Raw genomic sequence first — 25,891 nt, 5'->3', positions numbered from 1 at the left:
GTTTTTAGCTGGCATTTTTGTAGAGATTGACTAAACTCCTTTTTTATTATACCCTATTTAAAGGTACAACAGCTTATCCTAATTCTTTTGACGGAACCGTTCCAAATCGATGACCAGATTGTGTTTAAAAACTTTGAGGGAACCGTAGAAAATATTGAAACTCGCGCTACAACAATCCGAACCTATGATGGTCGCCGGATTGTAGTTCCCAATGCGGAATTGTTCATTAATTCTGTTACTGTGAATACCGCCTTTGATAAACGCCGGATGCAATACGACGTTGGTATCGGCTACGGCGATGATATTGACCGAGCCAAGCAGTTAATGATGGAAGCCATGCAGAGTGTGGATGAGGTTTTGGATGACCCTGCTCCTGACGTGCTGCTGATGGAACTTGCAGGAAGTAGCGTCAATATCCGCGCTCGATGGTGGATTGCTCCGCCGCGACGAATGGACGATCTGCGATCGCGGGACAAGGTACTTTCTGCGATTAAGGAAAAGCTGACTGCCAATGGCATCGACTTGCCCTTTCCTACGCAGCAAATTTTGTTTCACGACCAAACCGAAGAGACGGATGGCGATCGCAAACGTCAACGGGAAGGATGGCCCGCTGGTAATGGCGAAGTTCCCAAACCCCGCAGCATCAGCGGTTCTCTGCGACAACTAATTGAACAGCGATCGCAACAAGATGGCAACGGACAATCTTCACGCCACCCCAACTCATGAAAAATGTCAAGTTAAGCAAAATTTGGGACTCGCTGCACTCTAGCTACTGGTTTATCCCAACGTTGATGGCGGTGGGGTCGATGATTTTAGCGATCGCAATGCTGACACTTGACCGCACGGGTAATATACCAAACTGGAGGTGGATTTACACGGGTGGAGCCGATGGTGCGCGAGCGGTTCTTTCATCGGTTGCCAGTTCAATGGTCAGCGTTGTTGCTACAGCTTTTTCCATTACTATTGTGGCGCTTCAGTTGGCGAGTTCAAATTTTGGCCCCCGATTGCTGCGTAATTTTATGCAGGATACGGGCAATCAAATCGTGCTTGGCACTTTCATTGGCACGTTTATTTACTGTTTACTCGTACTGCGAACCATTCATTCAGAAGGAGAAGGATACACTCTCTTTGTACCCCAACTCTCGGTTACAGTTGGTACTGGATTGGCAATTGCCAGTATCGGGGTACTGATTTACTTTATCCATCACGCATCAACCATTATTCAAGCGTCCCATGTAATTACTCAGGTTAGTGGCGATTTAGACAAAGCTCTAGATCGTCTGTTTCCCGGAAAAATCGGAGGAGGTAAAGCGAACAACTCGGGACAATTGGGAGAAATTCCTGCCAATTTTGACTCGGAAGCAAGTCCAATCAAAGCCACTGGCGAGGGTTATTTGCAAGCAATCGATGACAACGAATTAATGAAAATTGCCCGTAAGTACAATCTGCTTCTACGTCTTAAAACTAGACCGGGAAAGTTTATCGTCAGGGGCAGCGATTTAGCGATGGTTTTCCCGGAAAAAGGGGTGAATCAAAGCTTGAAACAACAGATTAACGATGCTTTTATTCTGGGCAAAGAACGGACTGAATATCAAGATGTAGAATTTCCAATCGATCAGTTAGTTGAAATTGCCTTGCGTGCGATTTCTCCTGCTATCAACGATCCATTTACTGCGATTCGGTGTATCGATCGACTCAGCGCCGGATTATCCCGCCTCGCTCAAAGGGATTTTCCCTCGCCCTATCGCTACGACGATGAAGATAATTTGCGCGTCATTGTTGAAGGAGTGACCTTTGAAGGGTTAGTCGATGCTGCATTTAACCAAATTCGCCAGTACAGTAAATCAGATGTGGCGGTAACAATTCGCTTATTGGAAGCTATAGCTTGCATCGCCACTTATACCCGCAATTCCAAACAACGAGAAGCTTTACGCCGTCAGGCGGAGATGATTTTAAATAGTAGCCGCGAACAAATCTCTCAGGAGCAAGACCAGAAAGATGTCCAAGAGCAGTATCACCAAGTCATTAAAGTTTTAGGAGAGGATTAATTTTGTTGAGCAGAGTTATGGTAATAACAGCAGCTTTGCGATCGGCTCCTAATAATTTAGCTTTAACCGCGCTGATTGCCATTGGTTTAGCGCTGACACATTTATTTTGCGGCAAGTTGCGGTTTGCTCCTATTCCTCGCAGTGGCTGGCTTTCAGCGGCTGGTGGGGTTTCGGTAGCTTATGTTTTTGTGCATATTTTACCGGAATTAAATCTGCACCAAGCGGTATTAGAGCAAGTAGAAGCAGGAGTTATTTCTTATCTAGAACACCACGTTTATTTAATAGCTTTGTTAGGATTGACTGTATTTTACGGCTTGGAGCAAATTGCAAATTTATCTCGTCAGCGTGGCGAAGAGGATGTGACCAGTCCTGGTGTTTTTTGGTTGCACATAGGCTCTTTTGCAATCTACAACGCTCTGATTGGCTATCTGCTGGTGCATCGGGAAGAACCGGGCATTACCAATCTGCTGTTGTTTTCTTGTGCAATGGCACTGCACTTTGCAGTGAACGACTCTGGTTTGCGGGAACACCACAAACATATTTACGATCGCATCGGACGCTGGATACTAGCAGCAGCTATTATTGTGGGGTGGGTGTTGGGTAGCGCTACTGAAATTGGAAAAACTGCGATCGCAGTTTTATTTGCTTTTTTAGCCGGAGGAATTGTTCTCAACGTCCTCAAAGAAGAATTGCCAGAAGAACGAGAAAGTCGGTTTTGGGCATTTGCCCTTGGTGCTGGAATTTACACGGCTCTTTTATTGGCTTTGTAGAGGAATCATATTGTTGACTGTTGACTGTTGACTGTTGACTGTTGACTGTTGACGGTGAGTCAAAAGAATGAATATTACGCGAATTATTTGTTGGCAGTTTGATTCGACTTTTCGCCCGACGATGAAGCGCGGATTTGATATCATCATTCCGGCGCAGCCGGAATTGATATCAAATAAAGCCAAAACGTTCGAGCTTAAAACCATTATCAGGAATCCAGTGTTCTTTGAGACGGCGTTTAAAATTACCGGGATGATTTTTCCTAGCACTGCTACCAACTGCGGCGGTATTAACAGTCTTAACTTTAAAAGGTAAAGCTCTGCTCATAGTTTAAGTGCTTAAAAGCTTACATTTATATGAGAGAATTTTTACTACATCATATAAATGTGTAGTTACTAAGACTACCCAGTTATCATTTTGGGCGATTTCACGCCATATATTGTCGGCCAACTCTTGCAGTTAAAGAGCCACTTTTCCGCCATTACCTGAGTCATCTATGATGAGGGTGAGCCCCGTTTTTTGGGATTTGTGGGTAAAAACATCGTCTCTCGCGACGACACCATTTATCGAAGCATGGGAACATGGTGGTGGGAGTTGTTTCCTTTATGAGAGTTTTTCGACGTGGAAGCGCCAACTACACTACAATGGATTTTACCATAAAAGGGACTAATTTTTGGTTTAAGTCCTTATAATCAACATTAAAAGCCGCAGCCTGTAAAGAGGTGTTGGAAAATTTATGTGTGTCAACTTAGGGGATATCCTGCACGAAAGCTACAAAATTATCGCTTTGTTGGGAGAGGGAGGGTTTGCTAGAACCTACACGGCTGTACAAATAAACACACCTAATAATCCTCTGTGCGTTGTTAAGGAAATTCCTTTTCCCCCATCGAACGATCCGCGCGTCTTGGAGAGGGCAAGGAACCGATTTGAAGGGGAGGCTAGCGCTTTGCGCCGTCTGGGGAGAAACTCGCGCATTCCCGAATTATTCGATAGCTTTGAAGAAAACGATTATTTTTACTTAGTGCAAGAATACGTTAAAGGACATCAGCTCAGTAAAGAACTCACTGCGGGCGATCGGTGGAATGAGAAAAATACCGTTGCTTTGTTGCGAGAAGTTCTGGAAATATTAAAATCAGTCCACCAAGAAAATATTATTCACCGCGATATTACACCTTCTAACTTAATTCGGCGTAAAACAGATCAACAAATTGTTTTAATTGATTTTGGGGCAGTCAAAGAAATCGGCACTTTTACCTCTAACTCTACAGGTGAAATATTCAGCTCGCAGGCGATCGGCACCAGGGGTTATATGCCTGCCGAACAACACGATACGCGGTCTCTCCCGCAACCCTACAATGATATTTATGCAGTAGGAATCATCGCGATTCAAGCCCTCACCGGGCGGCGTCCCACCAATCTGCCACAAGACCCCGAAACTGGTGAAATTGTCTGGGATTATTTAACATCTGAACCTGTTAGCGACAAGCTTAAAAATATTTTAACCAAGATGGTGCGTTTCCACTTTCAAGACCGCTACCAATCGGTTGATGAAGTTTTGCAAGACTTGGATTTGTCGATCGTCGCAGGGCCCCAAGTACCCAAAACTTCGCGGAAGTTGCGATCGGGCTTTCGCTGGCTGCTGTTCGGAGTTGCGGGACTGGGCGCTGCATTGGCGATCGCATTTTTAATCCCCAGAATTTCCCCGCCACAAACGGTGGCTGTACCCTCCCCAGATGGTGTAAGTTCTGGCGAAAAACTCCTAGTGCAAACCTCGCCCCTTTGGTCAAAACAAAGGGGAATTAGTGAGTTGGCCGACTCAAATTATCCTGATGCTTTGAAATTGCTCAAACAGTCCTGGCGAGAAGACCGCAGAGATCCAGAAACTTTAATTTATATCAACAATGCCCTGCTGAAGGCAATAAATGCAGAATATTACACGATCGCGATCGTTGTTCCCATCCTCAGAAATCCCGACGGTAGCATCGCTAACGCAAATTTAGCAGAAGAACTGCTGCGCGGCATTGCTCAAGCTCAAACCGAAGTTAATTTAGGCGCGATTGCTGCAAAAGAGCGCAATCAAGACTTTCCCGGTCAAGAATTTATCGAACCGAAATCTATTAACGGTAAAGGTCTCAGAGTCATCATTGCCGATGATGCAAATCTCAAGTTAGAGGCAATTAAAAGGGCAAATTCTTTACTCGCTCAACCAGATATTTTAGCAGTTATCGGACACTATGCCAGCGAGATGACTTTGGCAACAGTAGATATTTACGATCGCAATAAATTAGTCGCTCTTTCTCCGGGAAGTACCACCGAAGAACTGACGCGAAAACCTCGAAAATTTTTCTTTCGGACTGCTCCGACAACTAGCATCGAAGCTGAAGCTTTAGTAAATCAACTGCTCTCGCTCGGTGAGAAAAAAGTTGCAGTATTTTACAATCCCAACAGTCCGTTCAGCGCTTCTTTGTGGGAAGAATTCAAAAAGCAATTTGAAGCGCAAGGAGGAACGACTATCAGGCTTAGAGAGTTTTACGACTTATCTAAAAATAATTTTAACGCCGAAGCCGCAATAAAAAAACTTGAGAAAGCCGGCAAAATAGCGTTACTTTTAATTCCCGACGGTCAAGTCACTAATGCCCAGCCAAATGCGATCGATATGATTAAAGCTAACAACGATCGCCATTGGATTGTCGCCTCTTGGGGACTCTACGATTGGAGAACTTTAGAAGCTGCCAAACAGCTAAAGTCTGTCGAAAAACTAGCTATATCTGTGTTCTGGCATCCTTTAACCAGTTTTGACAAAAAATTTCCTCAAAATACTGAAAAGTTGTGGGGAGGCCCGGTAAATACTCGATCGGCTTTAACCTACGATGCAGCCCGCACGCTGATTAAAGCCCTAGAAATGCAGCCAGAACCAACCCGCCAAGGAATGCAACAAACCTTAGCCGATCCAAATTTTAAAGCCGAGGGAGCCACGGGTATAATTGAGTTTGACTCAAAGACCGGCAATCGCAAAAACCCTCCTAAAGGAGTGGCGCATATTGTTCCGTGTGCTAGAGAACAATTTGGTCTGACATTTGTGCCGATCGAATTTCCCACAGCCGCAGCCGCAGGTTTAAAGTGCGATTGAATTGATATCTTGTGGCATTTTCCACAAACCTGTAGGGGCGGGTTTTACCGATCGTAATTGCCTAAAATCAATAATCTCATAAACCCGCCCCCGCACCACGGTAAATCGCTATTGTAACTATCGCGATCGGTGCAACATATCAATTTATTCGATATATTAAACAAAGCTAGTTTTTTTTATAATAACGCTTATGACTGTCAATCTCGCTCCCTTCCCCGGTTCTAGCCTCAAACCAGAAGCCCAGAATATCTCAGCACTCAAACAAGTCTTTCAGACAATTGATGCCGATAGCTGTCCGGGTTCCTATAATTTTCATATGCACACAGTCTACTCCGACGGGCGATTGCAGCCAGAGAAATTGATGGAACAAGCCATAGCCCGCGGTCTCAAAGGCTTAGCTATCACCGACCACCACAGCACCGAAGGCTACGTTAAAGCTCAAATTTGGCTGGATAATTGGAAATTAAACCATCCTGACAAAAATAGCGAAGCACCTAGTCTCTGGACAGGCGCTGAAATTAATGCCGAATTGCTCAACAATGAGGTACACATTCTCTGTTACGCCTTTGATCCGCAACATCCCAGTCTCCAACCATACCTACGAGGTAAAAGCACTGAAGGCACTTATTGTTATTCAGCAGCCAGGGTAATTGAAGCTATTCATGAAGCAGGAGGTTTAGCAGTTCTCGCACATCCTTGCAGGTATCGATCGACTGCAGATAAACTAATCCCAGAAGCAGCCCGTTTTGGCATTGACGGTCTAGAAATTTACTATGCTTACGGTAATCCAAATCCTTGGAAACCGAGTCCCAAACAAACTGCTTTAGTCAAGGATTTAGCAGAAACTTATGGTTTGCTGGGAACTTGTGGCACGGACTCTCACGGGCTGAGTCTTCTCGTCCGAATCTAAATAGTTCGGAAATAACAAGTGCTTTATCCTGTCATTACCAGTCTAAGCGTTAGCGGATATATCTCTTATGAAAGCAATCATAATGAGCCGAAAATAAACAGTAAAAAAACAGTTTCTCAGGTCATATTAGACCTCTTGCAAAAATCCTTTTCCTCAATTGATGGGACGGGCTCTTCGGCCCATCCCACAAGAAAAAATAACTCTTGTGGGATGGGCCGAAGAGCCCGTCCTAATTATTTTTGCAAGAGGTCTATTATGTCCGCTAAAATGACTACTATAGCAATCCTAAATGATTCAGATAAATTTGTAGGGGTAGTGCTACCCCTACTCCCCGTGCCTACCCCCTATCTATAGGGCAACCACGGGGAGTAGGGGTCGGATTGCCCCTACAATAATTATGAGAATGATTTAGGATTGCTATATAAAATTGTTTGGTAGTGAGGACTTCAGTCCTCATAAAAGTCTGTGGACTGAAGTTTTCACTACTTGCCTTATAAGGGCTATTTTAATGGACATGATATCATTGCGATCGCCAGGATGAGCTTTCGCCTTCCCAAAGAAAGCAATTGCTTTCTTCAGGTAATATTTTGGCAACTCCTAGAGACATTTCTCCCTAAAAACCAGTCGCCCTTCTACCGTTCGGGGAACAACTGACAGGCCCTATTAGTTGGCTGATTTGCCCAATCCAAGCGAGAATTCCCAAATCGATCCATCCAACCTTCCAAATAAGCCCGATTAGCCTTTCTTTCCTCTGGATCTGATGTATTCATTGGATGAGGTGCTAGACCGAAAATAGTCGCCGTCGTCACGCAAAACATCGACTTTTGAAAACTCTGGCAAATTTGCACCCGCACATCGTCTTCACCGCGACAGCTAGTGCGATAAACTTCGTGCAAATACTCCGGCAAATAATGACGCATATCTTGCATTAATTGAGTTGGCGGAATCCCTGCACCTCCAATCGGTAAAGGGTCAGCAAACAAAGCCCCGTAGGCAAATTCTCTTTGTTCTTCCGGGATTTGATGAGCTTGAGCGTTGTAGGAAACTGTACCAAAAAACGCAGTGCCCCGAAAGAAAATTGACTCTACATAAGGCACTGCTACATCTGGTAAAAATGTTAAGTTAGCGCTCGCCGGAATGATATCGTAGACTTGAGGGCCAATCTTGACGCTGTAGGTAATTGGTAAACTGGCGGCGCTAACCAAACCTGCTAAGACAAAATCAACTACTTCTGCGATCGACTTAATTTTACCGGCTTCGTAGGCATCAGATAAGTCTATGAACAAATCGCTCATTACCCGCCAAAACTGACCGAGACCGGTGTAGTAAGCCAGCATCCGCACTTGTTCCGGCAAAAAATTAGGAAATGCTTTGTTGAGTCCCTGCATGAAAAAATTGCCTTTCAGTTTAGCAGCGATCGCCTTTTCGACCAAACTGCTAAATTCCGGGGTATCCAAATAAGTGTCAAAACCCCCGCCGCCGTGCCACAGCATAGTTTTCATAACATACTCAGCATACTCAAAATTTATGCGATCGTGCCACAAATAGCGCATTAATTTGGGCAGCGTTACCTCTCCGTTGAAATATTTAAAAAACGGGAAAAGCACTAAAAACTGTTCTTCTGCAATATAATTGAGATTGCGAGAATAGGCATCGAGAACCACACCGTAACTTTTGAGAATGCCGACAACTTCTACTACATTTTCCGCCGATTCGGGAAGCAAAGCTTTGCCTGATTCCAAGAGGTCAATGTATGCGGATAGGGGATGGGAAGAGGGTTTTAATACGGTACTTTTCATTCTTATTTAACCTTAATTGAAGGAAGGAACGACAAGGATTTGAACACGGATACACTGATGAATGGAATAGGTAGGGACACGGCAGTGCCGTCTCCCTACAGCCGTCTGCTGTATTTCATGGGATTGAAAACTGCCATAGGACTAAAGTCCGATGCTACTGAGATATTGCACCATTCTCAATTAGCCGTAGGGGCGGGTTCGCCAACAGCCTTAAAGCTTGCAAATAGGTTCTATAAACCCGCCCGACCCCACGAAAAATCCTCTTATTGAGATTGCTGCAAGATGTCCGATGCTACGAACCTAGGTCATATTTTATTTCAAGTTTTGAGCGATCGCTTTAACTTGCGGTGGCACATTAGCTACCATTCCGATCGCTGTTTTCTCGCTCAAAGCAACTAAAACTCCCGGTTGCACTCCCATAATTGCGATAATTATGGCTAAAACCAGCGAAGGGATGCGATCGCGCCAGCGCACTTGCGGCAAATTTACCACCACATCCGAAAGGCGGCCGAAAAAGGCGCGGTTGACCATAATTAAAAAGTAAACTGAAGTCAAACCAGTGCCGATCATGCAGAGCAAAGTTTGCACCGGAAACACTGGCAAACTGCCCCGAAATATCAAAAATTCAGCAATAAATCCAGCCAAACCGGGAATGCCGGCACTAGCCATCACGCCGAGGATCATTAAACTGCCAATCATCGGCAAACCGCGATCGGGATTGAACAAACCTTTGAGCACATCGATGTTGCGGGTGCCGGATTTTTTGTAAACAATCCCGACACTCAAAAATAGCAGCCCCGAAATTAAACCGTGGCTAACCATTTGCAAAACTGTTCCCAGCATACTAATCGGAGTAGCTGCGGCGCTAGCTAACAAAATGTAGCCCATGTGAGCGATCGAACTGTAAGCTACAATTTTTTTCATATCTTTTTGGGCGATCGCGCAACTCGCCCCGTAAAGCACGCTTACCACCGCCCAACTCGCCAAAGTCGGCGCCGCCACCGCCCACGCATCTGGAAACAAACCTAAACCAAAGCGCAGCATCCCATAAGTTCCCAGCTTCAAAAGCACCCCCGCCAGCAGCACAGATACCGGCGTCGAAGCTTCTACGTGAGCATCCGGCAGCCAAGTATGAAAAGGCACCAAAGGCATCTTAATTCCAAAAGCCAGCAACACCCCTGCCAGCAAAACAATTTGCCTTACCAAAGGCAATGGCAATCCTCCTTGCAAATGCGATGCGCCCGCTGCACCAACCATATCGAAACTCGAAGCACCACTAAGCCAACCAGTCCCCAAGAAAGCAGCCAGCAGCACAATTCCCGAAAATGCAGTATAGATTAAAAACTTAGTAGCAGCATAACCCCGGCGCTCGCCTCCCCAAATCGCAATTAACAGGTAAAGCGGAATCAATTCTACCTCAAAAAACAGGAAAAACAGCAGCAAATTTTGAGATAAAAAAGCCCCTGTTACGCCGCCTGTAATTAACAGAATCAAAGAATAATAAAGTCGAGGTCTGCGGATCGACTCATCCGTAGCGTAAATAGCTAGCCCTGTCAGCAGAGTATTTAAAATTACCAAAGGCAGAGACAAACCATCAACGCCGAGATTGTAATTCAATCCTAAAGCATCTATCCAAGGAATGAATTCCGCAAACTGCAACTGACTGAGACTGGCATCAAACTGAACTGCCAAAATCACCGAAAGAATAAAAGTTATACCCGCAATGGCGATCGCGACATTCCGAACTATTTTAGAACTGATCTCACCGGGCCAGAGCCCAATCAGGGCGGCCGCCAACATTGGTATCCAGATTAAAGCACTGAGCATCAATTAAAACTTTCCTTTATTACGCAGTTTTTAGAACTCTATTTAACATTAACGCAAACCAACTGCATAAAAAAGCGATCGGCTGATTTTCTTGTTAACATAAATTCAAATGTCTCTGGAATCCTCCTATGACCTCAAGTCTTACAGATCGAGAAGATTTGCAAATTAAATCCGGTTCTCCTTCCACCCGCCTAACAGTTGCCGACTTAGAACAACTGCAAGGTATACTCTGCGAAGCGCATCTAGACTACCAATTAGAACTCGTAGACGGGAAGATTATCATTATGGGCCCATCAGACATTGTATCGAGCGAAATTGGACTTGAGTTTGGCAGAGTTTTACTAAACTGGGTCAAACCCCGCAAACTCGGACGAGTGTTTGAGTCCAGCGGCGGGTTTATCCTCCCCAATTCAAATCTTACTGCACCCGATGTTTCGTTTGTGACAGCCGATCGCCTAAAACAAAGTAAAAGGTATTTTGCCGAACTCGTTCCCGACTTAGTTGTAGAAATCAAATCTCAGTCCGATCGCCTCAAACCCCTGCGAGAAAAAATTCTATCATTCATCGAACTCGGAGCAAAAGTAGGAATATTAATCGACCCAGACAAGCGCACAGTAACAATTTACACTCCCCAAGCAGAGCCAGTGGTATTGAGAGACGGCGACATGATTTCAATTCCCGAACTTTTGCCCGGTTGGGAAGTTGCGGTGACAGAATTGTGGCCGATCGATTTTGAGTAAAACTAAATAAAAAAGCAGACAAACCCAGAATAAAATCATCTGCGTTCATCTGCGTTCATCCGCCCTCATCTGCGGTTGAAAATTAAATAACATCAGACAAAAAGCAGACAAACCCCGAAAAATTCATCTGCCAATCTCTGCAGTTTAAAACAGCCAAATAATCAACGCCAGCAACACAGCAACCCCCCCCGCAATAGTCAACACATAAAACTGCGACTGACCGGTGCCGCTGTACTTCAACCCTTCGCCGCTGAAAATTGTGGCAAAACCGAACAAATTCACCGCCCCATCCACCACATACCTATCAGTCCAAGCGCTGATTTTAGAAATAAAAGCCACAGCCCAAACCACAGTCAGGCGGTAAACTCGATCGATATAAAAATCGTAAGCAAACAAATCCTGCAACGCCGGTACCGGCAGCCGTACCGGTCGAGGTAACACCCCGTACCAATAAATCGCCACCCCAACCGCAACGCCAATCAACCCAGATAACATTAACAGCGGAATATGCAGAGTCTTCAACAGCAAATTTAAAGTATCAAAATCCCCCGTTTCCGCCCAAGGCCCAGTCCAACTAATTAAAAGTTGCCACTCCTGCAACATCCAAGGCACCAACAGCCCCATTACGGTCAAAATTACCATCGGCAAAGCCATCTGCCAACCAACTTCTGGAGCTCTGCGAGTTTTCGGCTGCGGTTTTCCAGCGAACACTAAACCGAATATGCGAGTTAAATTTAGCGCTGTCAAACCGTTAACTAAAAGCAGCACTATTACCAGCCACAAAGGCAAAGTCCAAAAACCGTTGAGCCAGCGCCGCATCGCCCAAAAGTTGCCCAGAGGTAACAGCGCTACCATCCCCGCAGCGCCTACTAAATAAGCCGTAGTGGTAGCAGGCATCTTCGACCACAACCCACCCATTTCTGTTAAATCTTGAGTGTTAGTTGTGGTAATAATTGACCCTACGCTCATGAATAATAGGCCTTTGGCGATCGAGTGCGCGAACAGCAACAGCAAAGCAATGTCAACTTGATTTAGCCCCACGGCGATAAACACCAAACCCAAAGAGGCGCTGGTAGAATGCGATAGTGCTCTTTTGATGTCGATTTGGGCGATCGCCACCAAGGAAGCGCCAACAGCCGTCACCGCACCCAAAACCACCAGCACCGCATCTGCGATCGGCGAAAGCGCTAAAACAGGCTGAAGTTTAATTAAAACATAAGCCCCAGCGCCCACAACTACCGTATTCCGCATAATCGAAGCCGGGTTGGGCCCTTCCATCGCCTCGTCGAGCCATAGATGGAAGGGAAATTGAGCGCACTTGGCCGTAGGTGCGGAGATTAAAGCCAAACCTAAAAGAGTCGCCACTAGGGGAGACAAAGTTGCAGTTTCAGCCCATATTTCCAAATCGGAAAAATTCAAACTTCCTGCTAAAGTTGAAAGCGTCACTACTCCCATCAGCAGCGGCACGTCTCCTACACGCTTGGTTAAAAACGCATCTCTAGCGGCTGTTACTACGAGCGGTTGAGCGTACCAAAACCCGACTAGCAAGTAAGTTGAAAGCGTCAGCATTTCCAACAAAGCGTAAGTTAGAAGCAGCGAGTCGCTAATGGCAATGCCGCTAATTGCCGCTTCAAAAAAACCCATCAGCCCAAAAAATCGAGCTAGCGCCCAGTCTTTTTCCATGTAGCCTAGAGCGTAAATTTGTGCTAGCAAACTCAGAACACTAACTAACTCCATTGCTCCCACGCTGACGGTGGAGATTTCTATTGCAAAAGACAAATCTAAATCGGCTGCTTGCACCCAGTGCACGAGCAACTGTTGGGGCGGTTGATCCCAAGTCGCTGTAAAAATAACTGATCCGTGTATGAAAGCTAACACCGTCATCAGCAAATTGAAGTATGCTGCAGGTCTCGGGCCTGTTCTGCGAACGGTGCCCGTAGACCACGGCAAAGTTAAAATTGCGCCTATTAAGCCATATAAAGGTACCCACCAACAGGCTTGGAGGAGAAATTGAGTCATTTAATTTATGCCTTAAACTTCAAATTACTGGCTGCCTTTATAGCTGGTAAAAGTATAGTCATTTATAGGCATGGGAGGCTTCAAGCCCCTCCCCCTTCACTTTTACTTTGAGCGGATTAACCCGCATTGGCCCAACTACGCAGCTCCCTATCCCATCGCTGAACGCATTTGGGATTGCTTTTCTGAGGATGTTGTACGACGAAGCGTTGATATCAGAATTAATTAACTGACCAGTCGATGTTTTGTACAAACCTCGCTTAATACGCTTACCAGTAAACATTGGCTCTTTTTCTGTTTTCCCGTAGACAGGGATTGGGTCTAGACCCACGAAGTTGGCCCGCGATGTGTAGGATTCTTCCTGCACAATTACATTGATTCCCGCCAACCGAGCTTTGTACTCCAACATTTCAATTAATCGAGAGTGAGGAATACTAACAAAGTTTTGGTTGGTTTGCTTCCCTAGATCAATTTCAGTTTTCCACTGTGCATTCTTGCCAATTACTAGCGTCCCAATTTGTTTGGTATTTAAAATCGCAACAATCACACGACTAACATGATGCAAGTAATTATCAACTTTTTGATGGCGACAACGAGTTAAGCGCTGAATCCGGGGTGAAGTTTTGCGGTTCCCTTTTAACTGGGATTGTAATCGGGATTTGCGTTTGTTATAGAACTGGTTAATCGATTTTAATGGTCGCCCGTTAATCAACAAAGGGATAAATCCCGGTTGATTTGAAGTTAACGCCACTAAATTATCTAGTCCTAAATCAATACTAGCTACAGAGTTGGCATTGCTGATGGTGGACTCCGGTTCATCATAAATTATCTCAATTACATAGGAATCACATTTCGGAACCAGTCTAACTTGACAAATCTGGTTGGGATTGAGTAGGGTTTTAATTAAAAGTTCAGTCCCCGAAAGTTTAATGATTCCTTTCTTCAACTGTTTACTACTAATCGCTTGAATCGTGTAGACGAGAAGGTTTCGCCCTTTGGTTTTGTCTTTGTACTTTGGCAATTTTGGGCGACCCGTGAATTTTGAAGAGTCAGCTTTGTAAGCTTTAACGGCTTCAAAAAACGATTTCCAATTCTTGTCTAACACCATTAAGATTTGCTGGCTTACTTTGGCAGGCAAAGCCTTGTAAACTTCATGAGACTTCATCAATCGGTTCATTTCGTTATAACTGACATAACCCCATCCATAAATAAAGCTCTGACGAATGACGTAATTGGCGGCATTGTAGAGGTTTTTCGACTGGAAAGCTAGTTCGTCTATTTGGGCGAAACGGTGTTCCGTTGATTTAATGATGTGCCTCTGTGTTAGTTGCATTTGAGACTTGCGTTTTTTGGGCTATGCGTATTCCTTGTTCAACACTCACAACAATATAATACCATTATTGTTTATAATTGCTTATAAACTCCATGAAGTTTTACAATACAAAAACTGTCGCGGGCGATCGCGCGATACCCTAAAACTTTCACTAAACCCGATCGTATAGTTGTGGCAAAATAATTTGCACTCCAGATTAACTATACATTAAAGCATCAAAACTGATAATTATTTCAAGACAAAATTACAGGCTGAGCAGAGGAGGCACTCAAAGAAAAAAATGCCGGCCGATGGGCCAAGACTGCCTTTTTTGCCGATTTACCCGCGATCCCCCTTTTGAAATCCCCAAGTTTCCCGGGTGCGATCGGCTCCGGCTTCACATACCGAACTCTACTTTATGAGTATTATTACTTACTTTAATCCCCCACGCCGTCGGCATCTACCCCTCTCTATATTAAGATTATTAAATAAATATTAAATTAGTTTAAGTAACATAAAAAATTTTAATTTTTGTTATTAAACATTATGATGTTAGTTTATATTGTCAAGGTGGACAGCTTCCCCTATTCTTATAGGATAGGAAGCTTTACACTGCCTTACTAAAAAATGTGGGCCTCCCCGTCCAAATTTTTAGATTTCTCAAAGATTTGTAACGGTAATTTCGCTCATCCTCAAAGGAGATTCAAAAATGTCAATTGCCGTGGGAATGATTGAGACAAAAGGTTTTCCCGCTGTGGTGGAAGCTGCCGATGCTATGGTCAAAGCTGCCCGCGTTACCCTCGTGGGCTATGAAAAAATCGGCAGCGCCCGCGTCACCGTAATTGTGCGCGGCAACGTGTCGGAAGTCCAAGCCTCAGTCGCAGCAGGAGTGGAATCCGTCAAGCGTGTCAACGGCGGAGAAGTCGTCTCTACCCACATCATCGCTCGCCCCCACGAAAACCTAGAATACGTTCTGCCGATTCGATATACAGAAGCAGTAGAACAGTTCCGAGGCTACTAAGTTCTTAGCGCACAAAAATTTCGTTAAAGGAAAATTTGTGCGATCGTCAAAAATTAACTGTTTAGTTCCCCAAATATTCAATCAGGAGTAAAACCAATGGCAATTGCAGTTGGCATGATCGAAACCCTAGGCTTCCCCGCAGTGGTAGAAGCCGCTGACGCGATGGTCAAAGCAGCCCGCGTCACCTTGGTAGGCTACGAAAAAATCGGTAGCGCTCGGGTTACGGTCATTGTAAGAGGAGATGTCTCGGAAGTGCAAGCTTCTGTCGCCGCCGGAGTAGAGTCAGTGAAGCGCGTTAACGGCGGACAAGTGATGTCCACCCACATTATCGCCCGCCCTCACGAAAACTTGGAGTACGTACTGCCGATTCGCTACACCGAAGCTGTAGAACAGTTCCGTGAAGGCGTGAGCGGCATTCGCCCCCTCAACAGATCATAAGATAGGCTCACGGCTGTTAGGGGCGTTTGGTAATTAAAAATTAAAAATCGCGCTGTTTTTGATTTAGCATTTTTAATTTTTAATTGAGGTGGGTATGGGATATTGGTTATTAGTCATGAGTCATTAGTCATGAGTCATTAGTCATTAGTCATGAGTCATTAGTTACTAGACGAATAACTCTAAACGGCGGACAGCGGACTGAGCAAAGCTAATAAAAAAAAGACAAGTGACCCTGTAAAAATGACAGTTACCAATTACCTATTACCTATTACCTAAAATGCAAATGGCCAAAGTTCTCGGCACAGTTGTCAGTACCCAAAAAGAGCCGACGCTGAGAGGATCGAAATTTCTACTGCTGCAATTCATCGATGAGGAAGGTTCGCCAGTTCCCGGCTATGAGGTAGCCGCTGACTGTGTGGGCGCAGGTATAGATGAATGGGTTTTAGTAACCCGAGGCAGCGCAGCCCGGATCGCGCCCGGAAGTGAAAACCGTCCGATCGATGCTCTAGTAGTAGGCATTATAGATACTGTCAATGTAGAAAACCGCCTCATTTACAGTAAAAAAGACGACCCGTACCGCTAGTTGACAGTTGGCAGTTGGCAGTTGACAGTTGGCAGTTGGCAGTTGGCAGTTGGCAGTGAACAGTGAACAGCTAACAGTGAACAGTTGACAGTGAAGAGTGAACAGCTAACAGTGAACAGTTGACAACTAACAACTAACAAAAAATTTTTCAGCTTAGGAGAACTTAATTTATGGCAGTCCGCAACGTTGCGGCTCCCCCGACGCCTTGGTCGAAAAACTTGGCTGAGCCCAAAATTCACGACACCGCATTCGTACATTCCTTTTCTAACATTATTGGGGATGTGCATATCGGTTCTAATGTGATGATTGCCCCCGGGACATCTATCCGCGCCGATGAAGGCACTCCTTTTTATATCGGAGAAGGAAGCAACATTCAAGACGGAGTAGTGATTCACGGCCTAGAACAAGGCCGAGTCACAGGAGACGACGACAAATCCTATTCTGTGTGGGTGGGGAAAAATACTTCCCTCACCCACATGAGTTTAATTCACGGCCCTGCCTACGTGGGCGAGAACTGCTTTATCGGCTTTCGCTCTACGGTGTTCAATGCCAGAGTGGGCAACGGCTGCATTGTCATGATGCACGTACTAATTAAAGATGTGGAGATTCCCCCCGGTAAGTACGTACCTTCGGGAGCCATCATCACTAATCAGAAGCAAGCCGATCGCTTGCCTGACGTTCAAGATTCTGACATTCAATTTGCGACCCATGTCATCGGCATCAATGACGCTCTGAGAACGGGTTATCGCTGCGCTGAGAACATCGCCTGTCTAGCACCAATTCGCAACGAGCAAACTAAAAACCCAAATATGACTCAAACCAAATATTCTACCAATGCCGGCACCCAATTGAGTTCAACTCTTGCCGATAGCATCCGCAATTTACTAGCTCAAGGATACAGCGTGGGAGCCGAACACGCCGACGCACGCCGCTTCCGTACCGGTTCTTGGCGTACTTGCGGCCCGATTTCCTCAAAGCGCGACTCAGAAGTAATCGCGGCTTTGTCAGCTTGCATGGCCGAGCACCAAGGAGAATACGTCCGCTTGATCGGGATTGACACCAAAGCCAAGCGCCGCGTACTCGAAGAAATCGTCCAAAGACCGGGAGACAACGGCTCTAACGGTTCTAACGGTGCGAAAACTCACCAATCTAACGGTAAAGTTGCACAAGCTTCCCACCACAATAGCGGTTCCGTGTCAAGCGGCAAATTGAGTGCCGAAACAGTGGCTCAGGTTCGCAGCTTGCTAGCTCAAGGCTACAAAGTGGGTACGGAACACGCCGACGCGCGCCGCTTCCGCACCAGTTCTTGGCAAAGCGGGGCTTCGCTGCAAGTCAGAAACGAATCTGAGGCGATCGCCGCTTTGGAAGCTGTGATGAACGAGTACCCGGGTGAGTACGTGCGCTTGATCGGGATTGACCCGAAAGCTAAGCGACGCATAGTTGAAGAAATTATTCAGCGTCCCGACGGCCCGGTTGCTCAATCGGCTAAGCCGGCAGCAACATCTAACTCGGCCGCAACATCGGGATACAAAGCAGCTTCGACTGGTTCGGCCAGCAGCGGAAGTTTGACCGGCAAGACGATCGACCAAATCCGCAACCTGCTTTCCCAAGGCTACAAAATTGGCACGGAACACGCCGACGCGCGCCGTTTCCGCACCGGTTCTTGGAGCAGTTGCGCGCCGATCGCATCCAACCGCGAATCCGAAGTGATTTCCGCCCTCGAAAGCTGTCTCAAAGAACACAGCGGCGAGTACGTCCGCTTGCTGGGCATCGACTCCAAGGCCAAGCGCCGGGTGCTCGAAGAGATTATCCAGCGTCCTTAATTTGCTAGGTAATTAGCTTGTTTCTCCCGTTAAGCCCTCGCGCTGGGGCCAACGGGAGATATGCTCTTCGGATTGAAGTTGGATTTGAGATAGTTAAATAGTTTGATCGATAACTATTGCTCAGAATTAGGCATTTTATCTATCAATTAATGCCGTAATGTCGTACCAAGTGGAGCAACATCAAATAAAAAGCAGTAGCGAGTGGTTTGGTTACTGCGAGGTAGCCTGTTTCGCGTCCAAGAACTTGTTCAACACCGCTCAATACTCAAATCGTCAAAGTTTCATATATGGTCACGGAACGCTCACCCAAGCGGCTATGGATAAGCTCTTCAAATCAGATATCAATTACAAATCGCTTCCTGCAAAAGTCAGTCAGCTTGTCCTGAAGCAGGTTGCTGATAGTTGGCAATCCTATTTCAAGGCTTTGTCTGCTTGGAAACTTGATTCGTCTAGGTTTACAGGCCAGCCTAAAATGCCTGGTTACATTGATTCTGACGGTCGAAATTTGATTAAATTCAATAACCAAGCGCTCGGTAAAACTGCGTTCAAAAAAGGTTTCATTGCTCCATCCATGTCGCCCATTTTCATTCCAGTCAAACCAGGTTTAAGACTGGCTGATATAATCGAGGTGAGGTTAGTTCCCAAAGTAGGGTGCTATGTAGTAGAAGTCGTTTATGACAATGGGGTGGATGATTGGAAGCTGGTTAATATAGGGTTATCCGCAGCAATTGATATTGGAATTGACAATCTAGCTACAATTGTTTTTTCCGACCCGACGATTCAACCTATAGCTGTCAATGGCAAACCTGTGAAGGCCCAGAATCAATGGTTTAACAAAGAAGTTGCGAGATTGCGCTCAGCTATGGGTTTTGGGAGTTCTCGAAAAATTCAAAACATCATCAGGAATCGTAATAACTTCGTGCATTCTTACTTGCACCAAGCAACTGCCAAGATTACAGCAGAACTTAATGATATTGGCGTCACTCATGTAGCGATTGGCAAAAATCCTCGGTGGAAAAAGGAGGTAAATATGGGAACTAAAAACAACCAGCAGTTTGTTCTAATTCCTCATGCAAAGTTTATTTCAATGTTGACTCGTAAACTAGAAAAATTTGGCATTACCGTAAAGGAAGGTGAAGAATCTTACACCAGTAAGGCTTCATTTTTAGATTGGGATGAGATCCCAACTTGGCAGCCTGGTAAAACCAACACATTGAGTTTCTCTGGTAAACGTGTAGCAACGAAAAAGTACCGCTCTCAAGATGGAACGGTAATTCATGCCGATGTGAATGGTGCGTTCAATATCGGTCGAAAAGTAATTCCTAACTCCTTCGGTTCTCTGGAATTGATTGTAAAGCGGAATAGTGGTTGTGTGGTAGCACATCCCAGACGAGTTAATATCTCGTTCAAAATGACTAAGTTGAAAGACATGAGCGGGTCTGCCCATGTTTGACCATCAATGTAGTAACTATTTATCGCCACTGCAATTAAGTAGCAACTCTCAGATTTTGATGAGTGGCGATGTAGTTGTGAATGAGGGTGCGGCGATCGCCCCTGGAGTAATCCTGCAAGCAGAGCCCGGAAGCCGGATCTCGATCGCCGCCGGTGCCTGTATCGGTATGGGAGTTATCCTTCACGCCCGTGAAGGTACTCTGGAAATCGCGGCGGGCGTTATTCTGGGTGCAGGAGTGCTGGTGGTAGGTGCGGGAACGATCGGGGAAAATGCCTGTATTGGCGCCGCGACGACGCTAATCAATCCTTGTATCGACAAAATGCAAATTATGCCAGCAGGTTCTCTAATGGGAGATACCAGCCGCCAAGTCGCCGCAGAACCAACAGCAGCAGCGCCAACAGCAGCGCCAACAGCAGCGCCAACATCACCAGAAACCCCCGAAGCCACTACGCCACCAGTCGATCGACCGATCGAGCCGATCGAGCCGCCACAACCCCCCCAAACACCGCCTCAAACTGCGCCGGAGACGGCCCCAGAGCCGCCGGAATCCACCGCCGCAGAGCCGCCCCAACCAGGGGAAACGCCAACTATTCTGTACGGTCAAGCTCACATCAATCGGCTGTTGGGGACGCTGTTTCCGCACCGGCAAGCTTTTAATCGATCGGAGGAAAACGGCCAAACTCTATCGGGCGGTACCGGGTAGCCGTCATTTCGGCAAAAGCCAGCTATGCTAAAGGCAGAAAGATCAAATATCAATAGGTAATCTCATATTATTGGTAGCTCAGCAATTTGTCAGGCCTTGCCGCAGCAATCAGTGTTTTGTAGCTCGTGCAGTCTGTCTTCTCATCTGAGAAACTATAAACTATCAACAAATTTTTATTTTGGGAAGTTTCTAAGGGTAATAGAAGATGGACGGACAAACAGATCGTAACAGTCACGAAGAGCGATCGCAGCGCCAGGAATACTTCAAAGACACTGCTTTGGGTTTGGTATCCACCAAGAGTTTTCCGGCAATTGTGGGGACTGCTGACATGATGCTGAAGTCGGCAGGAGTGATTTTAGTAGGATACGAAAAAATTGGTTCCGGTCACTGTACCGCGATCGTCCGGGGCAGAATTTCGGATGTGCGTTTGGCTGTGGAAGCTGGATCCCAAACTGCCGAACAGTTCGGGCAGTTTGTTTCTAAGTTGGTGATTGCTAGACCTTTGGCTAATTTGGAAGTGGTTTTGCCGATCGGCTTTCGGCTGACTGAACTTTCGGAAAAAGGCAGTTATTCTCGGCTTAGCAATCAGGCGATCGGTTTGCTCGAAACGCGGGGATTTCCGGCAATGGTGGGCGCTTGCGACGCTATGCTCAAATCCGCAGACGTACACTTGGCAGCTTACGAGAAAATTGGCGCCGGTTTGTGCACGGCAATTATTCGCGGTGCCGTTGCAGATGTAGCAGTAGCCGTAGAGGCAGGGATGTACGAAGCTGAGAGAATTGGCGAGTTGAACGCGGTGATGGTAATTCCGAGGCCTTTGGAAGATTTGGAACAAACTTTACCGCTGGCGAGTTGCTGGATCGAGCAGCGTAAACCTGTGATGATGCCCGTGTCGGTTAAGGAAAAGGAACAAGAATTGATCGAACTTCCAGATTTGGAGAAATTGAGAGTTTATGTGGAAGAGGAAATCAATCGGTAATTGGTAATTAGGCAACAAAAGTTTGTAGAGACGTACTGCCGCAAATACTGAGACGAAGTTTGTCAAAAAAATATAGAGTTTACTCGGTAGGACTGCTGGCAACAATTTATACTGAGTAGCGGTCTCAAACTTAATTGGGCGATCTAGCCGATCGCCGCCGCATCAAGAAACACAGAGCACCAAGTAAAACTAGACTTTTGAGATTAAGTCGATCGGGTAAACAATCGAACTGACTAATAAGTAACTCCAGCCGAGGCGCAGAGCCTTTCAACTGGATTTAACTACTGTTAAAATAAACCCAAAATCCTGTTTAAGGTAGATTGCCGGGAATCATTCAAGAGTTACTCTGACCGCAGGTGGATGCTCTTTCAACAGATTAACGGCTGTCGAACTCAAAACTGACTGCACAGGAATCAACCCCCAGAATCAAGCAATCCTGAAAGTTGACCTATGAACCTCAAACAATTTTACAAGCGCGGTTTGCACAGCGCCAAGAAAGGAAACTATGAAGCGGCACTTGAGGACTTCGATCAGATACTGCAAGTCAATCCCGCCGATGCCAAAGCCTATAACAATCGCGGCTTGGTTTACTATTACATGAAAGACTACCAAAAAGCGATCGCAGACCTCAGCCAAGCCTTAGATATCAATCCTAACTTCTTCGAGGCTTACTTGAATCGAGGCAATGCTTGGCGTCATCTCGGAGAACACGACAAAGCCATTGAAGATTTAAACTGTGCTTTAGCAAATAAGCCTAACAGCCACGCTATCTACAACAACCGGGGACTTGTACTTGCTAATTTAGGAAATTACGAAGAAGCAATAGAAGACTACAATCGATCTCTATCTATCAATGCCAACAATTATAAAACCTATTACAACCGGGGGCGCGCTTACTACCTTTTGGGAGAAAAAGAGGCCGCAACGGAAAACTTTAACGAAACGCTGCGGTTGAATCCTAAATATATCAAAGCTTACATAAATCGAGGTCTCTGTTACCACCAATTAGGAGACAATACGCAGGCGATGGCCGATTACAACATTGCACTCGGCATCGATCCACAAAATATTTATGCCTATTATAACAGAGGTTGCGTTCGCTATAAATTAAAACAAATGCAGCTTGCAATTGAAGACTTTGACAAAGCAGTGGAACTCGATCCGAACTATGTTAAAGCTTATCTCAACCGGGGTTTAGCGCTGTATAAACTTGGAGATGTTGCGGCAGCAAATAAGGATTTTTACCACGTAATGTGCATTAATGCTGAAGCTTATGTATACTACCAAGCCCAGCGGTGTACGCCTGATATTAATTCGTACTTCAAAGAAGCGCCGCAGGTGGAACTTAATAATGCTGTAGAATACTACAACACGACCTTAAATACGATGTCAACTTCCTTAAGTTCCGCAGCATTAAACGCGGTTTGGAATCAAGAAGATTTAGAGAACAGAGACTCGATTATCTGTGAAAGTGAATTTATTAATGATTGATTTAGTCAGTAGTCATTAGTCCTTAGTCATTAGACTTATTGCATAAATCATTGAGTGACAGGAAAACTGCTGATGCAACGCAGAGGCATTTAAAGATACTTTGTGAATGTATGCAATTCCAGTCTAATGAGTCAGCAGTCATTACTCATTCGTCATTAAGTAGGTCATCCCAAAAAAACAATACCTCAGAAACCCGGTTTCTGCGTATATTTATCGTGAGTCGTCGCAAAATCTTCTAGAAACCGGGAGCATCTCAATGAAAGCAGCAAAGCTCGAAATTGGAATTAGGAGTCAGGAGTCAGGAGCCAGGAGAAAAGAGTCAGAAGGAAGAAGAAAGAAGTGTTTTTGCAAATATGAGATGCTCCCTAGAAACCGGGTTTCTCGCCCCCTGCGTAAGCCCTAATCAAGAGATTTTTAAAGCGGATTGGGTAGCCGTTAAAAATTAAAGTCCTTACTGCCAACAAACAGCAAGGACTTTAATGATTTATTCCTGAGTGTTAAGGATTAACATCCTTACTACACACGTTAAATACTAGCCATCACTTCACGCGCTGCTGCCAAAGTTCTCTCGATATCTTCGTCAGTATGAGCCAAAGAAGTAAATCCAGCCTCAAACTGCGAAGGAGCAAGATAAATTCCGTGTTCCAACATTCCCCGGTGAAAGCGGCTGAACTTCGTCAAATCCGACTTCTTCGCATCCTCATAATTGTGAACCGGGCCAGCCGCAAAAAACAAGCCAAACATCCCGCTAATTTGCCCGCCCCAAACCGCGTGTCCGGCTTCCTTAGCAATTTTTAGCAATCCGTCAGACAGTTTTTTGGTAATCTTATCCAACTGTTCGTAAGTGCCGGGTTTTTGCAGCAATTCCAAAGTCTTAATCCCAGCAGTCATCGCCAAAGGATTTCCCGAAAGCGTACCCGCTTGATACATCGGCCCAGCAGGAGCCACCATCCCCATAATATCCCGCCTTCCCCCGTAAGCTCCCACCGGCAAACCGCCACCGATAACTTTACCCAAAGTAGTCAAATCCGGGGTGACACCGAATCTTTCCTGAGCTCCGCCGTAGGCGATGCGGAAACCGGTCATTACTTCATCAAAAACTAACAAAGCACCGTTATCTTTAGTAATTTCCCGCAAACCTTCGAGAAAACCTGCATCCGGGGTAATAAAACCGGCATTCCCCACCACTGGTTCGAGAATTACGCCTGCTATCTCGCCGGGATTTTCGGCAAATAAAGCTTTGACTGCTTCTAAGTCATTGTAGGGAGCGTTGAGGGTATTGGCAGTAGTGGATTTCGGCACGCCCGGAGAGTCGGGAAGGCCCAGAGTTGCGACGCCGGAACCGGCTTTTACCAAGAACATATCGGCGTGCCCGTGATAGCAGCCTTCAAATTTAATCAGTTTATCGCGTCCGGTGAAAGCTCGCATCAGCCGCAAAACGGCCATACAGGCTTCGGTGCCGGAGTTGACAAATCGCACCATTTCAATGCTGGGAACCGCATCGATGACCATTTCGGCGAGTACGTTTTCCAACAGCGATGGTGCGCCGAAACTCGTACCTTTTTCTAAAGATTCGTGCAAGGCTTTGATGACTTCCGGGTGGGCGTGGCCACAGATGGCTGGGCCCCAAGTGCCTACATAGTCAATGTATTGGTTTTCGTCAACATCCCAAATGTAGGCTCCTTTTACCCTGTCAAAGACGATGGGCTGTCCGCCTACGGATTTGAAGGCGCGGACGGGGGAACTGACGCCACCTGGCATCAACTTCTGGGCTGCGGCGAAAATTTCTTCTGATTTGGTCGTTTTCAAGGTTGTGGAAACCAATGTTTTCTCCTTAGTGAACGTCTGTTGTTGGTAGAATAATTTTATAGCCAGTTCAACATAAAGGTTAGGTCGATTCAAGGAAACTATTCTAGTAGATTTTAGGGTACAAACCAATGAGTAGCAATACTAGCTTAGGTTTTTTAGGCTTTGTCGCACTAGCACCGTGAAGCGAAGCTATCCCGTAGGGAATCGCCCTAAAATGTAATTTTTTGTAAAATAGTTCTTGACAATTTACCCATCACTTGCTCAATCTTCTCTCTTCCTCTGCGTCCTCTGCGTTCTCTGCGGTTAATAAAAAAAACAATCTCCGACAGGAAAGCGTTAATCTATCTTACCAAGTTGAAATAAAAGTATGTCTACTACTGATTTATCGAGTTTGAGCCGATCGATCCCAATTGAAAAGATCCGTTACGACGATCGCGGTTTAGTGCCTGCGATCGTCCAAGATTATTTGGACGGTACGGTGTTAATGATGGCCTGGATGAATCGGGAGTCGCTGCAAAAAACGCTCTCTACCGGGCAAACTTGGTTCTGGAGTCGTTCTCGCGCTGAATTGTGGCCCAAAGGCGCGACTTCGGGACACGTTCAAAATGTCAAAGGGCTGCGTTACGACTGCGATAGCGATGCTTTGCTGGTGACAGTCGAACAAGTCGGAGATATTGCTTGTCACACCGGAGAAAGAAGTTGTTTTCACCAAGTTGATGGGGAAATTTCACCGCCGCCAGGGGATATGTTATCTCAATTATTTGCGGTAATTTGCGATCGGCGCGACAATCCTAACGAAAGTTCTTATACTTGCAAGTTGTTCGAGGGCGGCGACAACAAGATTCTCAAAAAGATTGGCGAAGAGTCGGCGGAAGTTGTGATGGCTTGCAAAGATGACGACAAAGAGGGGATTGCTGGGGAAGTTGCGGATTTATTTTATCACGCTTTGGTTGCTTTGGCTCACCATCAAGTTGATTTAAGAGCAGTTTACCGCAAATTGGGCGATCGACGAAAATAAATTAGTTATTGGTTATTGGGCAT

Annotated in this window: 23 protein-coding genes and 1 pseudogene; 16 read left to right on the top strand and 8 right to left on the bottom strand. The window is 45.7% G+C overall.

The features are described from left to right. Positions 1-87: 87 nt before the first annotated feature. From QUB12_RS10025 to QUB12_RS10015, 3 genes are read left to right on the top strand one after another with little or no spacing between them, the layout of a single operon-like run. Positions 88-726, top strand: a complete 639-nt coding sequence (locus tag QUB12_RS10025; RefSeq protein WP_333306592.1) for a mechanosensitive ion channel family protein — start codon at positions 88-90, stop codon at positions 724-726. Then, positions 723-2,048, top strand: coding sequence for a DUF2254 domain-containing protein (locus tag QUB12_RS10020; RefSeq protein ID WP_333144354.1), 1,326 nt, complete (start codon positions 723-725; stop codon positions 2,046-2,048). Before QUB12_RS10025 ends, QUB12_RS10020 begins: the two co-directional genes overlap by 4 nt. 17 nt (positions 2,049-2,065) lie before the next feature. Beyond that, a complete protein-coding gene (locus QUB12_RS10015) occupies positions 2,066-2,818 on the top strand; it encodes a hypothetical protein (RefSeq protein ID WP_333300278.1) in 753 nt (250 codons plus the stop codon). Here QUB12_RS10015 and QUB12_RS10010 read toward each other — a convergent pair. The 3 genes and pseudogenes from QUB12_RS10010 to QUB12_RS37545 all read right to left on the bottom strand — a co-directional run. After that, positions 2,804-3,022, bottom strand: a complete 219-nt coding sequence (locus QUB12_RS10010) for a hypothetical protein (RefSeq protein WP_333144352.1) — start codon at positions 3,020-3,022, stop codon at positions 2,804-2,806. The genes QUB12_RS10015 and QUB12_RS10010 overlap by 15 nt on opposite strands. Continuing rightward, positions 2,988-3,143, bottom strand: coding sequence for a hypothetical protein (locus QUB12_RS10005; RefSeq protein ID WP_333144351.1), 156 nt, complete (start codon positions 3,141-3,143; stop codon positions 2,988-2,990). The genes QUB12_RS10010 and QUB12_RS10005 overlap by 35 nt, the downstream gene beginning before the upstream one ends. A 33-nt stretch (positions 3,144-3,176) precedes the next feature. Beyond that, positions 3,177-3,423, bottom strand: a pseudogene (locus QUB12_RS37545) (hypothetical protein); the annotation flags it as partial. Positions 3,424-3,552: 129 nt separating this feature from the next. Between QUB12_RS37545 and QUB12_RS10000 the strand changes: the two are divergent. Further along, entirely contained in the window at positions 3,553-5,946 is a 2,394-nt protein-coding gene (locus tag QUB12_RS10000; RefSeq protein ID WP_333306590.1) for a bifunctional serine/threonine-protein kinase/ABC transporter substrate-binding protein, read from the top strand. Between the two features lie 190 nt (positions 5,947-6,136). Next, on the top strand, positions 6,137-6,856 hold the full coding sequence (locus tag QUB12_RS09995; protein ID WP_333144349.1) for a PHP domain-containing protein: 720 nt from the start codon (positions 6,137-6,139) through the stop codon (positions 6,854-6,856). A 632-nt stretch (positions 6,857-7,488) separates the two neighbouring features. Here QUB12_RS09995 and QUB12_RS09990 read toward each other — a convergent pair. Next, complete coding sequence (locus tag QUB12_RS09990; RefSeq protein ID WP_333142863.1) at positions 7,489-8,655, bottom strand: CO2 hydration protein; 1,167 nt, start codon at positions 8,653-8,655, stop codon at positions 7,489-7,491. 39 nt (positions 8,656-8,694) lie between these two features. Between QUB12_RS09990 and QUB12_RS09985 the strand changes: the two genes are divergently transcribed. Further along, positions 8,695-8,925, top strand: a complete 231-nt coding sequence (locus QUB12_RS09985) for a hypothetical protein (protein ID WP_333306588.1) — start codon at positions 8,695-8,697, stop codon at positions 8,923-8,925. Positions 8,926-8,967: 42 nt separating this feature from the next. Here QUB12_RS09985 and QUB12_RS09980 read toward each other — a convergent pair whose 3' ends face one another. After that, a complete protein-coding gene (locus QUB12_RS09980) occupies positions 8,968-10,482 on the bottom strand; it encodes an NADH-quinone oxidoreductase subunit M (RefSeq protein ID WP_333306586.1) in 1,515 nt (504 codons plus the stop codon). A 128-nt stretch (positions 10,483-10,610) separates the two neighbouring features. On the opposite strand from QUB12_RS09980, the gene QUB12_RS09975 reads away from it, so the two are divergent. Beyond that, positions 10,611-11,222: a Uma2 family endonuclease gene (locus QUB12_RS09975; protein WP_333306584.1), complete on the top strand. Its 612-nt coding sequence runs from the start codon at positions 10,611-10,613 to the stop codon at positions 11,220-11,222. Between the two features lie 144 nt (positions 11,223-11,366). Here the strand turns inward: QUB12_RS09975 and QUB12_RS09970 are convergent, their stop codons facing one another. After that, positions 11,367-13,241 (bottom strand): NAD(P)H-quinone oxidoreductase subunit F, encoded by a 1,875-nt coding sequence (locus QUB12_RS09970; RefSeq protein ID WP_333306582.1) that lies wholly within the window; start codon positions 13,239-13,241, stop codon positions 11,367-11,369. A gap of 58 nt (positions 13,242-13,299) precedes the next feature. Continuing rightward, entirely contained in the window at positions 13,300-14,571 is a 1,272-nt protein-coding gene (locus tag QUB12_RS09965) for a transposase (RefSeq protein ID WP_333306580.1), read from the bottom strand. A gap of 688 nt (positions 14,572-15,259) precedes the next feature. On the opposite strand from QUB12_RS09965, the gene QUB12_RS09960 reads away from it, so the two are divergent. From QUB12_RS09960 to QUB12_RS09925, 8 genes are all read left to right on the top strand, one after another. After that, a complete protein-coding gene (locus QUB12_RS09960) occupies positions 15,260-15,571 on the top strand; it encodes a carbon dioxide-concentrating mechanism protein CcmK (protein ID WP_006635059.1) in 312 nt (103 codons plus the stop codon). Between the two features lie 96 nt (positions 15,572-15,667). Beyond that, positions 15,668-16,009 carry a carbon dioxide-concentrating mechanism protein CcmK gene (locus QUB12_RS09955; protein ID WP_006635058.1) on the top strand — a complete coding sequence of 114 codons (342 nt, stop codon included), beginning with the start codon at positions 15,668-15,670 and terminating at the stop codon, positions 16,007-16,009. A 277-nt stretch (positions 16,010-16,286) separates the two neighbouring features. Then, positions 16,287-16,592 carry a EutN/CcmL family microcompartment protein gene (locus tag QUB12_RS09950; protein WP_172186882.1) on the top strand — a complete coding sequence of 102 codons (306 nt, stop codon included), beginning with the start codon at positions 16,287-16,289 and terminating at the stop codon, positions 16,590-16,592. Between the two features lie 170 nt (positions 16,593-16,762). Then, the gene (locus tag QUB12_RS09945) at positions 16,763-18,415 is read left to right on the top strand and encodes a ribulose bisphosphate carboxylase small subunit (protein WP_333306578.1); all 1,653 of its coding nucleotides are present in this window, start codon (positions 16,763-16,765) and stop codon (positions 18,413-18,415) included. 157 nt (positions 18,416-18,572) lie between these two features. Then, complete coding sequence (locus QUB12_RS09940; RefSeq protein ID WP_333142857.1) at positions 18,573-19,868, top strand: transposase; 1,296 nt, start codon at positions 18,573-18,575, stop codon at positions 19,866-19,868. After that, positions 19,861-20,571 carry a carbon dioxide concentrating mechanism protein gene (locus QUB12_RS09935; RefSeq protein WP_333306575.1) on the top strand — a complete coding sequence of 237 codons (711 nt, stop codon included), beginning with the start codon at positions 19,861-19,863 and terminating at the stop codon, positions 20,569-20,571. The genes QUB12_RS09940 and QUB12_RS09935 overlap by 8 nt, the downstream gene beginning before the upstream one ends. Before the next feature lie 205 nt (positions 20,572-20,776). Then, positions 20,777-21,550 carry a BMC domain-containing protein gene (locus tag QUB12_RS09930; protein ID WP_333306573.1) on the top strand — a complete coding sequence of 258 codons (774 nt, stop codon included), beginning with the start codon at positions 20,777-20,779 and terminating at the stop codon, positions 21,548-21,550. Positions 21,551-22,000: 450 nt separating this feature from the next. Further along, positions 22,001-23,041 (top strand): tetratricopeptide repeat protein, encoded by a 1,041-nt coding sequence (locus tag QUB12_RS09925; RefSeq protein ID WP_333142855.1) that lies wholly within the window; start codon positions 22,001-22,003, stop codon positions 23,039-23,041. Positions 23,042-23,566: 525 nt separating this feature from the next. On the opposite strand, the gene hemL is transcribed toward QUB12_RS09925, so the two are convergent. Beyond that, complete coding sequence (hemL, locus tag QUB12_RS09920) at positions 23,567-24,865, bottom strand: glutamate-1-semialdehyde 2,1-aminomutase (protein WP_333306571.1); 1,299 nt, start codon at positions 24,863-24,865, stop codon at positions 23,567-23,569. A gap of 352 nt (positions 24,866-25,217) precedes the next feature. Here hemL and hisIE point away from each other — a divergent pair, with 352 nt between their 5' ends. Further along, positions 25,218-25,868 carry a bifunctional phosphoribosyl-AMP cyclohydrolase/phosphoribosyl-ATP diphosphatase HisIE gene (gene hisIE, locus QUB12_RS09915; RefSeq protein ID WP_333142854.1) on the top strand — a complete coding sequence of 217 codons (651 nt, stop codon included), beginning with the start codon at positions 25,218-25,220 and terminating at the stop codon, positions 25,866-25,868. Positions 25,869-25,891: the final 23 nt, after the last annotated feature.

The sequence above is a fragment of the Microcoleus sp. B7-D4 genome (genome assembly GCF_036705125.1).
GTDB lineage: Bacteria > Cyanobacteriota > Cyanobacteriia > Cyanobacteriales > Microcoleaceae > Microcoleus.
This window is presented reverse-complemented; position numbering and strand designations above follow the sequence as displayed.

What these genes read in the sequence shown, in the direction of transcription:
- QUB12_RS09935 (WP_333306575.1), top strand. Translation starts at nt 19,861, where the DNA reads ATGTTTGACCATCAATGTAGTAACTATTTATCGCCACTGCAATTAAGT.
- QUB12_RS09940 (WP_333142857.1), top strand. Translation starts at nt 18,573, where the DNA reads ATGTCGTACCAAGTGGAGCAACATCAAATAAAAAGCAGTAGCGAGTGG.
- QUB12_RS09950 (WP_172186882.1), top strand. Translation starts at nt 16,287, where the DNA reads ATGCAAATGGCCAAAGTTCTCGGCACAGTTGTCAGTACCCAAAAAGAG.
- QUB12_RS09955 (WP_006635058.1), top strand. Translation starts at nt 15,668, where the DNA reads ATGGCAATTGCAGTTGGCATGATCGAAACCCTAGGCTTCCCCGCAGTG.
- QUB12_RS09960 (WP_006635059.1), top strand. Translation starts at nt 15,260, where the DNA reads ATGTCAATTGCCGTGGGAATGATTGAGACAAAAGGTTTTCCCGCTGTG.
- QUB12_RS10005 (WP_333144351.1), bottom strand. Translation starts at nt 3,143, where the DNA reads ATGAGCAGAGCTTTACCTTTTAAAGTTAAGACTGTTAATACCGCCGCA.
- QUB12_RS09925 (WP_333142855.1), top strand. Translation starts at nt 22,001, where the DNA reads ATGAACCTCAAACAATTTTACAAGCGCGGTTTGCACAGCGCCAAGAAA.
- QUB12_RS10015 (WP_333300278.1), top strand. Translation starts at nt 2,066, where the DNA reads ATGGTAATAACAGCAGCTTTGCGATCGGCTCCTAATAATTTAGCTTTA.
- QUB12_RS09975 (WP_333306584.1), top strand. Translation starts at nt 10,611, where the DNA reads ATGACCTCAAGTCTTACAGATCGAGAAGATTTGCAAATTAAATCCGGT.
- QUB12_RS10010 (WP_333144352.1), bottom strand. Translation starts at nt 3,022, where the DNA reads ATGGTTTTAAGCTCGAACGTTTTGGCTTTATTTGATATCAATTCCGGC.
- QUB12_RS09990 (WP_333142863.1), bottom strand. Translation starts at nt 8,655, where the DNA reads ATGAAAAGTACCGTATTAAAACCCTCTTCCCATCCCCTATCCGCATAC.
- QUB12_RS09930 (WP_333306573.1), top strand. Translation starts at nt 20,777, where the DNA reads ATGGACGGACAAACAGATCGTAACAGTCACGAAGAGCGATCGCAGCGC.
- QUB12_RS09980 (WP_333306586.1), bottom strand. Translation starts at nt 10,482, where the DNA reads ATGCTCAGTGCTTTAATCTGGATACCAATGTTGGCGGCCGCCCTGATT.
- QUB12_RS09965 (WP_333306580.1), bottom strand. Translation starts at nt 14,571, where the DNA reads ATGCAACTAACACAGAGGCACATCATTAAATCAACGGAACACCGTTTC.
- QUB12_RS09970 (WP_333306582.1), bottom strand. Translation starts at nt 13,241, where the DNA reads ATGACTCAATTTCTCCTCCAAGCCTGTTGGTGGGTACCTTTATATGGC.
- hisIE (WP_333142854.1), top strand. Translation starts at nt 25,218, where the DNA reads ATGTCTACTACTGATTTATCGAGTTTGAGCCGATCGATCCCAATTGAA.
- QUB12_RS10000 (WP_333306590.1), top strand. Translation starts at nt 3,553, where the DNA reads ATGTGTGTCAACTTAGGGGATATCCTGCACGAAAGCTACAAAATTATC.
- QUB12_RS09945 (WP_333306578.1), top strand. Translation starts at nt 16,763, where the DNA reads ATGGCAGTCCGCAACGTTGCGGCTCCCCCGACGCCTTGGTCGAAAAAC.
- QUB12_RS10020 (WP_333144354.1), top strand. Translation starts at nt 723, where the DNA reads ATGAAAAATGTCAAGTTAAGCAAAATTTGGGACTCGCTGCACTCTAGC.
- QUB12_RS09995 (WP_333144349.1), top strand. Translation starts at nt 6,137, where the DNA reads ATGACTGTCAATCTCGCTCCCTTCCCCGGTTCTAGCCTCAAACCAGAA.